Source organism: Microbacterium sp. LWH7-1.2, from assembly GCF_038397755.1.
GTDB lineage: Bacteria > Actinomycetota > Actinomycetes > Actinomycetales > Microbacteriaceae > Microbacterium.
This window is the reverse complement of record NZ_CP151637.1, coordinates 3,202,048-3,214,647: the sequence shown is the minus strand read 5'-3', so window position 1 is coordinate 3,214,647 and position 12,600 is coordinate 3,202,048. Positions and strand designations below refer to the sequence as shown.

At 71.3% G+C, this 12,600-nt stretch carries 12 protein-coding genes; 5 read left to right on the top strand and 7 right to left on the bottom strand.

All coding sequences use genetic code 11. From position 1 onward, the window contains the following. Positions 1-134: 134 nt before the first annotated feature. From pyrE to MRBLWH7_RS14900, 3 genes are all read right to left on the bottom strand, one after another. Positions 135-713 carry an orotate phosphoribosyltransferase gene (gene pyrE, locus MRBLWH7_RS14910; RefSeq protein WP_341995825.1) on the bottom strand — a complete coding sequence of 193 codons (579 nt, stop codon included), beginning with the start codon at positions 711-713 and terminating at the stop codon, positions 135-137. Positions 714-784: 71 nt separating this feature from the next. Next, the gene (locus MRBLWH7_RS14905; RefSeq protein ID WP_341995823.1) at positions 785-1,516 is read right to left on the bottom strand and encodes a hypothetical protein; all 732 of its coding nucleotides are present in this window, start codon (positions 1,514-1,516) and stop codon (positions 785-787) included. A gap of 333 nt (positions 1,517-1,849) precedes the next feature. Beyond that, positions 1,850-4,198 carry a hypothetical protein gene (locus MRBLWH7_RS14900; protein WP_341995820.1) on the bottom strand — a complete coding sequence of 783 codons (2,349 nt, stop codon included), beginning with the start codon at positions 4,196-4,198 and terminating at the stop codon, positions 1,850-1,852. Positions 4,199-4,334: 136 nt separating this feature from the next. On the opposite strand from MRBLWH7_RS14900, the gene MRBLWH7_RS14895 reads away from it, so the two are divergent. Then, positions 4,335-5,174 carry an exodeoxyribonuclease III gene (locus tag MRBLWH7_RS14895; protein WP_341995818.1) on the top strand — a complete coding sequence of 280 codons (840 nt, stop codon included), beginning with the start codon at positions 4,335-4,337 and terminating at the stop codon, positions 5,172-5,174. A 51-nt stretch (positions 5,175-5,225) separates the two neighbouring features. On the opposite strand, the gene MRBLWH7_RS14890 is transcribed toward MRBLWH7_RS14895, so the two are convergent. The 3 genes from MRBLWH7_RS14890 to MRBLWH7_RS14880 are packed head-to-tail and all read right to left on the bottom strand — an operon-like array spanning position 5,226 to position 7,028. Then, entirely contained in the window at positions 5,226-5,843 is a 618-nt protein-coding gene (locus MRBLWH7_RS14890; RefSeq protein WP_341995816.1) for a dihydrofolate reductase family protein, read from the bottom strand. A 27-nt stretch (positions 5,844-5,870) separates the two neighbouring features. Further along, a complete protein-coding gene (locus MRBLWH7_RS14885; RefSeq protein ID WP_341995814.1) occupies positions 5,871-6,590 on the bottom strand; it encodes a helix-turn-helix domain-containing protein in 720 nt (239 codons plus the stop codon). Further along, positions 6,591-7,028 carry a VOC family protein gene (locus MRBLWH7_RS14880; protein WP_341995812.1) on the bottom strand — a complete coding sequence of 146 codons (438 nt, stop codon included), beginning with the start codon at positions 7,026-7,028 and terminating at the stop codon, positions 6,591-6,593. Between the two features lie 191 nt (positions 7,029-7,219). Between MRBLWH7_RS14880 and MRBLWH7_RS14875 the strand changes: the two genes are divergently transcribed. Further along, positions 7,220-8,500, top strand: coding sequence for a sensor histidine kinase (locus tag MRBLWH7_RS14875; protein WP_341995810.1), 1,281 nt, complete (start codon positions 7,220-7,222; stop codon positions 8,498-8,500). Beyond that, positions 8,497-9,354 carry a response regulator transcription factor gene (locus tag MRBLWH7_RS14870; RefSeq protein ID WP_341995808.1) on the top strand — a complete coding sequence of 286 codons (858 nt, stop codon included), beginning with the start codon at positions 8,497-8,499 and terminating at the stop codon, positions 9,352-9,354. The genes MRBLWH7_RS14875 and MRBLWH7_RS14870 overlap by 4 nt, the downstream gene beginning before the upstream one ends. A gap of 444 nt (positions 9,355-9,798) precedes the next feature. On the opposite strand, the gene MRBLWH7_RS14865 is transcribed toward MRBLWH7_RS14870, so the two are convergent. Then, on the bottom strand, positions 9,799-10,368 hold the full coding sequence (locus MRBLWH7_RS14865) for an NADPH-dependent FMN reductase (protein WP_341995806.1): 570 nt from the start codon (positions 10,366-10,368) through the stop codon (positions 9,799-9,801). Positions 10,369-10,580: 212 nt separating this feature from the next. Between MRBLWH7_RS14865 and MRBLWH7_RS14860 the strand changes: the two genes are divergently transcribed. Next, positions 10,581-11,465 carry an ATP-binding cassette domain-containing protein gene (locus MRBLWH7_RS14860; RefSeq protein ID WP_341995804.1) on the top strand — a complete coding sequence of 295 codons (885 nt, stop codon included), beginning with the start codon at positions 10,581-10,583 and terminating at the stop codon, positions 11,463-11,465. After that, positions 11,462-12,571, top strand: coding sequence for an ABC transporter permease (locus MRBLWH7_RS14855; protein WP_341995802.1), 1,110 nt, complete (start codon positions 11,462-11,464; stop codon positions 12,569-12,571). The genes MRBLWH7_RS14860 and MRBLWH7_RS14855 overlap by 4 nt, the downstream gene beginning before the upstream one ends. The last annotated feature ends 29 nt before the right edge of the window (positions 12,572-12,600 follow it).

Here is a 12,600-nt window from a genome sequence, read left to right as displayed (position 1 = left end):
ACCGGCCGCCGCCGGCGTGTGACATCGGCCGCGAAAATCGCCGCGAATGCTGCAGACTCCTGCGACTGCGGCGTCGCGCGACGCCGCGGGTGCAGAAGAGTGCGGCAGTCGAGCCCGCCGCCTGCCGGGGTGCTCTACTGGGCGTCGAGGCCGAGGTCGTCGAGGTCGATGGCGGCGAGCCACTGCAGCCCCTCGGCCTCGACCGCGGCCTGCGCACCGGTCTTGCGGTCGACGATCACGGCGACGGCGACGGGCTCGGCACCTTCGCGGCGCAGCGCCTCGACGGCCTTCAGCGCCGACTGACCCGTGGTCGAGGTGTCTTCGACGACGACGACGCGTTTGCCCGCGACGTCCGCCCCCTCCACCTGGCGGCCGCGGCCGTGGTCCTTCGGCTCCTTGCGCACGACGAAGGCGTCGAGAGGCTTGTGGGTGCGCGCGGACTCGTGCATCACGGCGTTCGCGATGGGGTCGGCACCGAGGGTGAGCCCGCCGACGGCGACGATGCCGTCCACGTCACGGATGAGGTCGAGCATGATGCGGCCGATCGAGGGCGCCGCACGGTGGTCGAGCGTGAGCTTGCGCATGTCGACGTAGTACGTCGCCTTCTTGCCGCTCGAGAGGGTGAAGTCCCCGTGGAACACCGCCTCGTCCTGGATCAGAGCGATCAGGTATTGGCGGTCGGCTTCGAGCTCGGGCGTGGAGGCGGCGGTCATGCCCTCGATTTTACGGATGCTGCGCCCTCGCGCCCGTCCGGGTCTCATCGCCGGCTGATCCCGGCTCGCGATCACTCGCCGACCGGGCGTCCGTTCAGCATCGCGGCGTCGCGGGTGGCGGCACGCGACGCGACCGCATCGCGCCGTTCGTCCTGCCCGGTGGCGCCCGGAGGCAGCAGCGCCGCCACGGCACGCGCGACCGCGGGATCGTCGGCCGCGCCCGCCAGCGCCTCGGTGCGGCCGAGCGCGAGGTTCGCCGCCGCGGCGGTGCCGGCATCCGACGAATCGGCCAACCGTTCCAGCTTCGGCGAGGCCGCGCCGATCACCCCGGCGCCCAGCAGGCTCTGCAGCACATCCCGATCGCCGAGCCCGGCGGCGAGCGCCGCGTCGTCGGCCGCCGTGCGCACCAGCGCGACCGGCCTCGACTCCAGGGTCACTCCGGGCCGCGCCGTAAAGCGGGCGACGAGTTCGTACCGCCCCGGCACCGGGAACAGCGGCACGCTCCCCGCTGCCAGCAGCGGCACGGAGGCCACGAGGCGCTCCCCCGCCGTCAGCTCGACCGAGCGCGGTGCCGAGTCGACCGGCCACGGCCATGCCGCCCGCACGGGCGGGCCGCCGGCGGGCGTGACGAGGATCTCGAGGTCCCCCTCGACGATGTTCAGCCGCGCGCTCACCGGCCCGGCTGCGCCGCCGACAGCGACCAGCTCCACCTCGGCGAACGCGATGCGGTCGAGCGGAACGGATGCCGCGACCCGCCGGAGCCGCAGCTCCAGCCCGTCGCTGCCCTGGGCCTCAGTCGTCACTCCTTGATCCTTGCTCTCGTCTGCCGCCCTGTCACCCCAGCCTGGAGTTCCTATTCGGGGCCACAACACGCGGGCTCAGCGAAACCACCCCGCGTGTTGCGACCCCTGAGCCCGCGCCGCCACTTCCGCCCCCCGTTGAGGGGCCGCAACACGCGGGATCAGCCCTGCCACCCCGCGTGTTGCGACCCCTGAGCACGCGCCGCCACTTCCGCCCCCCCGTTGGGGGGCCGCAACACGCGGGATCAGCCCAGCCACCCCGCGTGTTGCGACCCCTGGACTTTGAGCGTCCACCGCGGCCGGCCCTGCAGGACCGGCCCGGCCGCCCCCGCCGGGTCAGCGCGCCTGCGGGCGAACGAAGTCCTCGACGATGCGCTCCGCCGCCGAGACGTCCTTCCCCGCCGCCGAGACGTCCTTCCCCGCCGCCGACCGCGCGCCACCCTTCGTTCGGGCCCTGAGCGCAGCCACCGTGTCGGCGACGACCGGCGCGTTCTTCTCGGTCGGGCTCGCGATCGTCACGGCGAGCGCAGCCACGCGCTCGGCCGAACGGCCCGCCAGCGCCAGTTCGAGGAAGTGCGCCGCCTCGTCCGGCGCCGCGTCCCGCACGCCGCGGGCGCGGACGTCGGTGAACGACCGCGCCAGCGAGTTCGCGAGCACCAGTGCCCCGGCGGCGCCCGTGTCGGTGTCGCTGTGCTGCTCGGCCAAGTCGGTCAGCACAGCTCGGGCCGCAGCATCCGTCGCGAAATCGCCCAGGGCGATCGCGCGCCCGACACCCGGCGTGAGCGTCTTGGCGCTGATGTCGACCTCGGCCTCGGAGGCGGGACCGCGCACGTCGACCGTCACCGGCGCCGACCGCACGGTCGTCACCGGATCGACCTCGAGCTGCGCGGCGACCGTGTGGCGGCCCGGCTCGGTGAAGGTCACACCCTGGTTCGTGAAGAACACCTGCACGTGTCCCCGGATCGACTCGCCCGGCTGCAGCACGGTCGTCGGTCGCGGACCGCAGCCGATCGCGACGTCGACGAGGTGCTCGAGCGACCGGTCGGGCGACGTGTGCAGGAACACGAGGTCGCCCTCCGAGAGGTTGATGAGCGTCGTGACCGTACGGGGCTGGTCCGACACATTCGTGAGCACGACCTCGGCGGTGACGTACTCGCCGACGAACGCCTGTGCGGGCATCGCGACGGTCAGCTCGAGCGCGTCGTCGCCGGCGTCCCCTGCGAGGCCTGCGACGTCGACCGGCGCCGGGAGCCCCGCCGACAGGTTGCCGTGGCCCCAGCCGAAGTTCTTCCAGCCGGGTCGCACCTGCGGATCGGGCGAGTGGATGAGCGACGTGCGGTCGTGTTCTGAGAACACGAAGCCCGCGTTGCCGGGGTAGGGGTTCGCCGTGGTCGCGAACCCCATGACGTCGCCCGTCTGGTTCATGATCTCGATGCCGATGCCCGGGTTGTGGACGTCGTGCTTCGGGTGCCACAGGTTGAACGCGTGGCCGGCCTCGTGCACGAGGGTCCGCAGGAACGCCGCCGGCACCTCGTCGAGCGGGCGGTTGCGCGCCGCCGCCGCGATTAACGAGTCGTCTCCCAGCTCGACGTCGGCGAAGCCGGCGGCGCCCTCGCGCGGCACGGTGTCGTCGTCGAACATGATCCCGAACAGCCCGCCCTGCGACGAGCCGATGAACAGCCACAGTCGCCACTGCTCGCCGCTCACCACCTGACGATGGCCGGTCATGAGCGTGGCGAGCTCGGCGTTGGTGAGGTCGGCGTCGTTCGGCACGGTGATCTCGTCCGTCACGACGGTGACATCCCATCCGGCCGTCGCGTAGACCGAGCGCACGGTGGCCGCCGCCCCGGAGCCGATGGTGGCGGATGCCGGGAACACGCGGTTGACCATGGCGTCGACCTCGATCCGGCAGCCCCGATACATCGGCGACGTCTTGGTCGCGGTGACGTTCGTGACGGTGCCCCCGATCGACAGTGTGCCGGTCATGCGCTGAGCCGGAGCCAGGATGCTGGACGCTGTCGTCACGACGAGAGGCCGCCGGCAGCGGAGTACCAGCGTGCCGGTGTCGGTCGACACGAACTCCTGGGTCGTGCGGTTCCACAGGTGCCGCACGATCTGGACGGTGAGCGTGCCGTCGGCGTACGTCGCGCCGTTGGAGCGGAAGTACCAGGAGTACTGGGATGCCGGGAAGGTCGGATACCAGCGCGGGGTGAAGGCCGGGAACTCGGAGAGCACGGGCGGCTCGTCCTCGCCCCCGGGTTTGCGCTCGGCGGAGTCGGGACCCGCGTCGCCGCCGAAGGGTGTCGGATCCGGTCGGGGGACCGGTCCCTGCCCGCCGAACGGCTCGGGCCCCGGCCCCGGGCCGGGGAACGGGCGCTGCACCTCGAACTCGGGGATGACCACGGGCGGAAACACCCGTCGCGAGTACATGTCACCCGAGACGCGCAGCGACGACGTGCCGACCTCGATGCGCATCGCGCCGCGCACCTCGGGGCCGAACACCGTGCGCCGCTGGAGCTCGAGCAGCCAGGATCCGTCGAGCGCGCCGATCGGGCACGCCCGGGTCAGCACCTCCGGACGGATGATCGGGTCGGGGAGGATGACCTCGCCGTCAGCCCCGAACTCGAGAGGTGCGCTGTCATGCGCGGCGGAGGCCGCGTGGCCGCAGCCGCAGTCGTGGTCCATGGTGGGTCTCGCTTTCCCGACCGCGGACGCGGCCGCTGACAGAAAGGAGCGTCCTCCTCGCAGCACTGATACGCCAGGGGTCGGGGGCACCCGACCGCGCCGTTGGACGTCGGCCGCCCAGCCTAGGCTTGATCCCATGCGCCTGGCCACCTGGAACGTCAACTCGATCCGTGCGCGGGTCGACCGCATCGTCGAGTTCGCGGTGCGCGAGCACATCGACGTGCTCGCGATGCAGGAGATCAAGTGCAAGACCGACCAGTTCCCTTTCGACAGGTTCGAAGAGGCGGGCTATCACGTCGAGGCGTACGGCTTCTCGCAGTGGAACGGCGTCGCGATCGCCAGCCGCGAGCCGCTCACGAACGTGCGCACCGCCTTTCCGGGCATGCCCGGCTTCGAGAAGGGGCACAACGGCCCCGACGCGCCGCAAGAGGCACGGGCCATGGGCGCCACGATCGGCGGGGTCGAGGTGTGGAGCCTCTACGTTCCGAACGGCCGCTCGCTCGGCGACCCGCACTACTACTACAAGCTCGACTGGCTGTCGGCGCTCCAGCAGTACACGACCGACTCCCTCGCCGCGAACCCCGACCTCGCACTCGCGCTGGTGGGCGACTTCAACATCGCGCCGACGGATGCCGACAACGGCGACCCCGCCGTCGTCCCCGGTTTCTCGACGCACGTGTCACCGCCCGAACGTGAGGCGTTCGCCGCGTTCGAAGCCGCCGGCCTGCACGACGTCGTGCGGCCGCTGCTCCCCACCGGCTTCACGTACTGGGACTACAAGCGCCTGAAGTTCCCCCGCAACGAGGGCATGCGCATCGACTTCATCCTCGGCTCGCACGCGCTCGCCGACGCGGTGACCGGCGCGACCATCCACCGCGACGAGCGCAAGGGCGAGCTTCCGAGCGACCACGTGCCGGTCGTCGTCGACCTCGACCTGGAGGGTCCTGACGACGACGATCGTCCGATGATCTTCTGAGACCCTGAGGCGCTCCGGGCGGTCGCCGCAGGAAGCGCCGATGCCTCGACCTCAGTCCTCGGGCCCCACCTCGCCGGTCTGCGGTTCGCCGGGTGCGGGACCGTACCGCAGCTGCAGCACGCCCAACGGGCCGGTGAGGGCCGGTTCGAGCAGGGTGACGTTCGCGGGGTGCGCGCCCTCCGGGAACACCTTCTTGCCCTGCCCGAGCACGACGGGGTACACCCACAGCGTCAGCACGTCGAACAGCTGCTCCTTCAGCAGCGTCTGCACGAAGTCGATGCTGCCGATGACGTGGATGTTCTCGTGCTTCTCGCGCAGCGCCTCCACTTCGCGGGTGAGGTCCATGCCGAGCTGCGACGACCCCTCCCAGTCGAGCGTGGGCAGGCCGCGCGAGGCGACGTACTTCGGCGCGCTGTTCAGGGCGTCCGCGATCATCCCTGACTGGTGCGGCCAGTACCCGGCGAAGATGTCGTAGGTCCGTCGCCCGAGCAGCAGCGCGTCGAGCTCCGAGATGCCCTTCCCGATCGAGGCGCCGATCGCCTCGTCGGGGAACGGCGCCTGCCAGCCTCCGTACGGGAACCCGTTCGACGGGTCCTCCTGGGGGCCGCCGGGCGCCTGCGCGACGCCGTCGAGGGTGGTGAACAGGTCGATGTAGATGCGACCGGTCATGGCCGCCTCCTTCCAGGGCGGGCCGGCTCAGGCGACGAGCACGACCCCGGGGTCGATGGGGATGTGGAACGTCTGGGCGAATCGCTCGAGCAGGGTGCCGTCGCCTGCGACGACCGCGAGCACGTCCCGGTCGATCGCGTCGGCGGGCGTGAGCTCGCCGGAGATGAGACGACGGATGCCGGGGCCTGCGGCGAAGGTCAGGTCGGGCTCTCCGGTGGTCGAGGCCTGTGTCCCGAGCCGCGGGTCGACGGGCCGGCCGGCCGGCTGCAGCTGCGCGATCCGCAGCCCCGACGCGTCGACCTGCACGCGCAGCACGACATCGGCCACGTGCAGCTCGTAGTCGGCAGGCGGCAGTGTGGCCGCAGCATCCGTCTGGAATGCCGTCCGGAGCGCCATCGTGAGCGAGTCCGCCGTGACGACGTCCTCGGGCTGGGGCTCACCCATCTCCTGGAACCCCCACCGGCCGAGGGCCAGCACGACCGGCTCGAGTTCGCGCCCGTACGGGGTCAGCTCGTACACGAGTCCGCAATGCAACAAAGGGACGCGGCGCACGACACCGCCCTCCTGCAGCTCCTTGAGCCGCGTGGAGAGGATGTTGGTCGGGATCTTGGGCAGCCCCTGCTTGAGGTCGGTGTAGCGGCGGGGGCCGACGAGCAGATCGCGGACGATGAGCAGCGCCCACCGCTCCCCGATCAGCTCGACGGCCGTCGTGACCCCGCAGTACTGCCCGTAGCTGCGGGACGCCACTTACGCCCGCGCCTGCTCCGCCATGTAGGCCTCGGGTCCCTTGGCGGCAGCCTCGGGGTCCATCCACATGAACTGGATGCCGTTGCCGTCCGGGTCGATGAGGTCGCGGCCGTACATGAAGCCGAAGTCCTGCGGCTCGCCCGGCGCGGTGCCGCCGTGGGCGACACCGGCCTCGACGATCCGGTCGACGTCCTCGCGGGTCTCGCGGCTGATCGACAGCAGCACCTGCGCGTGCGTCCTGGGGTCGGCGAACTCCTTGTCGGTGAACGTCGCGAAGTACTCCCTGGTGAGGACCATGAAGAAGATGTCGTCGCTCCACACGACGCACGCGGCGTTGTCGTCGGTGAACAGCGGGTTCAGCTCGCAGCCGAGGGCGGTGTAGTACGCCTTCGAGCGCTCGAGGTCGTTCGTCGGGATGTTGACGAAGATGTGCGTCATTGCCGTGCTCCTCTGGTCCGTGGGCCGGCGTCTGCGCCGGTGCGACAATGGTTGCAAAAAGCAAGTGAGCTTGTCAATAGCAAGTAGATGAACGGATGCTGCGCCCCACGGCTTCGCGTCGGGTACGCGGCATCCTGGTTCTCCGTCTTGCGGGGGATGCTGCCGCGCTCGCGCTTGCGTAGCGTGGAGGGATGTCCGACCTGCCCTCCGCGCGCCCGGCGGGGCGCCCGTCGCCGACTGCGGGCGAGCTGCGCAACGACGTCTGGCTCGCGGGCGCCCTCTTCGTCGCGGCGGTGATCAGCACCGCCCTCGGCTCGGTCGCCGGGGTCTATGGCGCCGACGTCACCGCCGACATGCAATGGGCGCTGCTCTACAGCCTCGGCCTCACCGCCCCGCTCGCGGTGCGCCGGCGCTTCCCCGCCGTGGTCGTCCTGGCGATCGCCCTCGTGTTCTTCGTGGGTGTGACCTTCCGCATCCCCGACCTGTACGTCTCGAACATCGCCATGTTCATCGCGATGTACACCGTCGGCGCGTGGGTCGACGACCGTCGACGGGCGCTGTGGGTGCGCGTCGGCGTGATCGTCGCGATGTTCGTGTGGCTGCTCGTCACGATGTTCCAGGAGGCGATCGACCCATCGGACGACAGCCTGTCGAAGGCCGGCCTCTTCTCGCCGTTCGCGGCGATGGTGCTCATCCAGCTGCTCGTCAACGCCGGCTTCTTCGGGGGCGCGTACTACATGGGCGACCGCGCGTATGCCGCCGCGATGTCGCGCGCCGCCCTCGAGGAGCGCACGCACGAGCTCGAGCGCGAGCGCGAGGTCACCGCCGCGCAGGCCGTGGCCCTCGACCGCGTGCGGATCGCCCGCGAGCTGCACGACGTCGTGGCGCACCACGTCTCGGCGATGGGGGTTCAGGCCGGAGCCGCACGCGCCGTGCTGGAACGCGATCCGGATGCTGCGCGCAGCGCGCTCCTCGGAGTCGAGACGTCTGCCCGCTCCGCTCTCGTCGAGCTGCGGCAGCTCCTCGAGACCCTCCGCACCTCCGGTGGCGACGCCGAGGGCGGATCGACGGTGCACCTCTCGGCGCTCACCGAACTCGTCGCCCACGCGAACGACAACGGACTGCCCACGACGCTCACCGTCGTCGGCGACGCCGTGGACATCCCCGAGCTCGTCCAGGTGAACGTGTACCGCGTCGCCCAGGAGGCACTGACGAACGCACGCCGCCACGGTGGACCGGATGCCACCGCCGACGTCCGCCTGCGCTATGCGCCCGAGGCCCTCGAACTCGAGGTCGTCAACACCGGGCGCGCAGTCGCCGCGCCGATGCGGCCCGGCCTCGGCCTCGTCGGCATGCGCGAACGCGCCGCCGCTTCCGGCGGCGAGCTCGAGGCGACCCCGCGCACCCGCGGCGGCTTCCTCGTGCGACTGCGCGTGCCGCTGGCGGTGCCGGCCGAGGCGGTCCGCGCATGATCCGGGTGCTCCTGGTGGACGACCACGCCGTCATGCGCGCGGGCTTCCGCATGATCCTCGAGTCGGCGGGTGACATCACCGTGGTGGGCGAGGCCTCGACCGGCGTGGAGGCGGTGGTCGCAGCATCCGATCTGGCTCCCGACGTGATCTGCATGGACGTGCAGATGCCCGACATGGACGGCCTCGAAGCGACCCGGCGCATCGTCGGCGACCCGGAGGTCGAGTCGGCCGTGGTGGTCGTGACCACCTTCGATCGCGACGACTACCTGTTCGACGCGCTCGCGGCCGGCGCGAGCGGGTTCCTCCTGAAGAACGCCGGCCCCGAGGAGCTCATCGCGGCCGTGCGCGTCGCGGCGGCCGGCGATGCGCTGCTCGCCCCCGAGGTGACGCGCCGCGTGATCGCCCGGTTCGCCGCCCCGCCCGCCGCCGTGCCTGCCGCTGTGCCCGCCGCCGTACCCGCCGCTGTGCCCGCCGCCATGCCCGCCGCCGTACCCGCCGCTGTGCCCGCCGCCCCGCCCGCCGCTGTGCCCGCCGCTGTGCCCGCATCCCCCGAGGTCCGCTCGACCCCCTCCCTCGACCGCGAGAGTACAGCTGGTGGACGAGATGCTGGGGCGTTCCCTACCTCTCGGCGACCAGCTGTACTCTCGCGGGACGAAGCGGCGGTCGAGCTCACCGAGCGCGAGGGCGAGGTGCTGCGGCTCGTGGCGCAGGCGATGAGCAACGCCGAGATCGCCCGGCGCCTGTACATCGGCGAGGCCACCGTGAAGACGCACGTCTCCAACGTGCTGCAGAAGCTCGGCGCCCGCGACCGCGTCGCGGCCGTCGTCTACGCCCACCGCCACGGTCTCACCTGACCTGTTCGCTCGCTCTGCAGCCTCCACTTCTTCGCGACTCGCCAGAACTCAGCCGAAATGCAGCCGTTCATGGCGATTCGCCAGAAGGCAGGGCCGCCAGAAGGCAGGGCCGCCAGAAGGCAGGGCCGCCAGAAGGCAGGGCCGCCAGAAGGCAGGGCCGCCAGAAGGCAGGGCCGCCAGAAGGCAGGGCCGCCAGAAGGCAGGGCCGCCAGAAGGCAGGGCCGCCGGAGGGCGGGGCCGCCGGAGGGCGGCGACGCCCGCGCGCATTCTGGCGAGTCGCCAAAGAGCGCGCCCGAACACGCTCGGTTCTGGCGACTCGCCAAGACGCGGGGCGGGCAACGCCATGGGGGAACGACGGATGCCCCGGCCCGAGCGCCGCGAGGGGCGCCAGGTCCGGGGCATCCGGGGTGCGGGAAGAAGGCCGGCGGGCCGAACCGGGGTGGATCAGGCGGCGACGGGGACCGCGGCGTAGCGGTCGACCAGGGCGCCGAAGGCCTGGAGGTAGCCGACGAGGAAGTCGGCGGTCTGCTCGTCGGTGACCTCGCCGGACTCGGTGAACAGGCCCGGCGTGGTCTGCACGTAGCCCTCGGGCTGGCCGAGCGTCGGAGCGTTGTAGTGGCTGAGGATCGCCTTGAGATGCTGCTGCGCCGCCGCGGTCGCGATGCCGCCGCCCGAAGTGCCGATGACCGCGGTGGGCTTGCCGTCGAAGGAGCCCTGGCCCCACGGGCGGGCCGACCAGTCGAGCGCGTTCTTCAGCACGCCGGGGATCGAGCGGCTGTACTCGGGAGTGATGATGATGACGCCGTCCACGTCGGCGATGGCCTGCTTGAAGTCGCGCGCGACCTGGGGGAAGTCGGCGTCGAAGTCCGGCGAGTAGAAGGGGAGGTCCTTGATCGGGATCTCGACGAGCGTGGTGCCCTCCGGGGCGAGACGCTCGAGCGCCTTCGCCAGGCGACGGTTGATGGAGGTCGACGAGATGCTGCCGACGATGTAGCCGATGGTCCGCTCGGACATGTGGGGTTCTCCTTGAAAGCAAAGGCGTCCCCGGTGGGGACCACCGTGGACGTTCCACATCCATGCAAGCACGTGAACCTCCTATGTATTCCGGCGCATGAAAGATCTCTCATCCCCCGCACGGCGGAGGAACGCCGATCCACCCCCAGGGGGAGGACACCGCGGTCCCGCATCCGTAGGTTCGATCGCAGGGGAATCGAGAGGAGACAGGGATGCTGCAGCTTCGCGGTATCGGCAAGAGCTACGGAGGACGCCGCGTGCTCGACGACGTGTCGTTCGACGTGCGGCCCGGCCGGCTGACGGGCTTCGTCGGCGGCAACGGCGCGGGCAAGACGACGACCATGCGGATCGTGCTGGGGGTGCTCGCCGGGGACGCCGGCACGGTGACGCTCGACGGCGCCGAGGTCACGGCATCCGACCGCCGTCGTTTCGGCTACATGCCCGAGGAGCGCGGGCTGTACCCCAAGATGAAGGTGCACGAGCACATCACCTACCTCGCGCGCCTGCACGGCTTCTCGAAGACGGATGCTGCCACCCGCGCCCGCGCGCTGCTCGAGCAGCTCGGGCTCGGTGAGCGCCTGAACGACAACGTCGAGACGCTCTCGCTCGGCAACCAGCAGCGCGCGCAGATCGCCGCCGCGCTCGTGCACGACCCGCAGGTGCTGATCCTCGACGAGCCCTTCTCGGGCTTGGACCCCCTCGCGGTCGACGTCGTGGCCGGTGTGCTGCAGCAGCGCGCAGCCGCAGGGGCCGCGGTGCTCTTCTCGTCGCACCAGCTCGACGTCGTCGAGCGCCTGTGCGACGACCTCGTCATCATCGCCGGCGGCACGATCCGCGCGGCCGGCGCCCGCGACACGCTCCGCGCCCAGCACTCGACCCGACGCTTCGAGCTCGTCTCGGCCGGCGATGCCGGGTGGCTGCGCGGCGAGCCCGGCGTCGAGGTGCTCGACTTCGACGGCGGCTACGCCGTGTTCGACGTCGACAGCGACGAGACGGCGCAGCGGGTGCTGCGCCGGGCGGTCGCACACGGGGATGTCGCGAGCTTCGCGCCGCAGCATCCGTCCCTCGCCCAGATCTTCAAGGAGGTCATCCAGTGAGCAGCACCGACACCCGTCGCGGCGCGAGCTCGCTCGGCGCGGGCCAGGCCATCTGGCTGGTCGCCGAGCGCGAGATCGGCTCGAAGCTGCGCAGCAAGGCGTTCGTCGTCTCGACGGCGATCCTGTTCATCGGCGCGCTGGCCATCGTCATCTGGGGTGGACTCCAGGCCGCCAACACCACCGGCACACCGGTGGCGGTGACCGCCGACGCGCAGCAGTACGTCGCCCAGGCAGAGGGTCTCGACATCACCGACGTCGCCGACCGCGCCGCCGCCGAGGCGCTCGTGAAGGACGGCGAGGTGGACGCCGCGGTCGTCGCCGACACCTCGTCGCCGCTCGGGTTCGCGATCGTCGCCGAGTCGTCCGCCCCGACGTCGCTCATGCTCCAGCTCGCACAGGTGCCGCCGGTGGAGCTGCTCGCCCCCGAAGAGGGCAACGCGGCGCTCGGCTACATCGCCGCGGTCGGCTTCGGCGTCGTGTTCCTGCTCGCCGCCTCGCTCTTCGGCGGCACGATCGCGCAGAGCGTCGTGGAAGAGAAGCAGACGCGCGTGGTCGAGCTGCTGATCTCGGCGATCCCGGTGCGATCGCTGCTGGCCGGCAAGGTCATCGGCAACACGGTGCTCGCGATGGGGCAGATCCTGATCCTCGCCGCGATCGCGATCATCGGCCTCACCGTGACCGATCAGACCGCGCTGCTGCAGGGGCTGGGCGCCCCCATCGCCTGGTTCGCGATCTTCTTCCTGTTCGGCTTCATCCTGCTGGCGTCGCTCTTCGCCGCCGCCGCGTCGATGGTCTCGCGCCAGGAGGACATCGGCTCGACCACGATGCCGCTCACGATGCTCGTGATGGCGCCGTACTTCCTCGTCATCTTCTTCAACGACAACCCGGTGGTGCTGGCGGTCATGTCGTACGTGCCGTTCTCGGCGCCGGTGGGCATGCCGATGCGGATCTTCCTCGGCGAGGCGCAGTGGTGGGAGCCGCTGCTGTCGATCGCGATCCTCATCGCGACGTGTGTCGCCGCGATCCTCGTCGCCGCCCGCATCTACGAGAACTCGCTGCTGCGCATGGGCGGGCGCGTGAAGCTCTCCGAGGCCCTCGCCGGCTGACCCGCCGGCTCCGCAGGAGGGGAACGGAT

What these genes read in the sequence shown, in the direction of transcription:
- pyrE (WP_341995825.1), bottom strand. Translation starts at nt 713, where the DNA reads ATGACCGCCGCCTCCACGCCCGAGCTCGAAGCCGACCGCCAATACCTG.
- MRBLWH7_RS14900 (WP_341995820.1), bottom strand. Translation starts at nt 4,198, where the DNA reads ATGGACCACGACTGCGGCTGCGGCCACGCGGCCTCCGCCGCGCATGAC.
- MRBLWH7_RS14895 (WP_341995818.1), top strand. Translation starts at nt 4,335, where the DNA reads ATGCGCCTGGCCACCTGGAACGTCAACTCGATCCGTGCGCGGGTCGAC.
- MRBLWH7_RS14890 (WP_341995816.1), bottom strand. Translation starts at nt 5,843, where the DNA reads ATGACCGGTCGCATCTACATCGACCTGTTCACCACCCTCGACGGCGTC.
- MRBLWH7_RS14880 (WP_341995812.1), bottom strand. Translation starts at nt 7,028, where the DNA reads ATGACGCACATCTTCGTCAACATCCCGACGAACGACCTCGAGCGCTCG.
- MRBLWH7_RS14875 (WP_341995810.1), top strand. Translation starts at nt 7,220, where the DNA reads ATGTCCGACCTGCCCTCCGCGCGCCCGGCGGGGCGCCCGTCGCCGACT.
- MRBLWH7_RS14870 (WP_341995808.1), top strand. Translation starts at nt 8,497, where the DNA reads ATGATCCGGGTGCTCCTGGTGGACGACCACGCCGTCATGCGCGCGGGC.
- MRBLWH7_RS14865 (WP_341995806.1), bottom strand. Translation starts at nt 10,368, where the DNA reads ATGTCCGAGCGGACCATCGGCTACATCGTCGGCAGCATCTCGTCGACC.
- MRBLWH7_RS14860 (WP_341995804.1), top strand. Translation starts at nt 10,581, where the DNA reads ATGCTGCAGCTTCGCGGTATCGGCAAGAGCTACGGAGGACGCCGCGTG.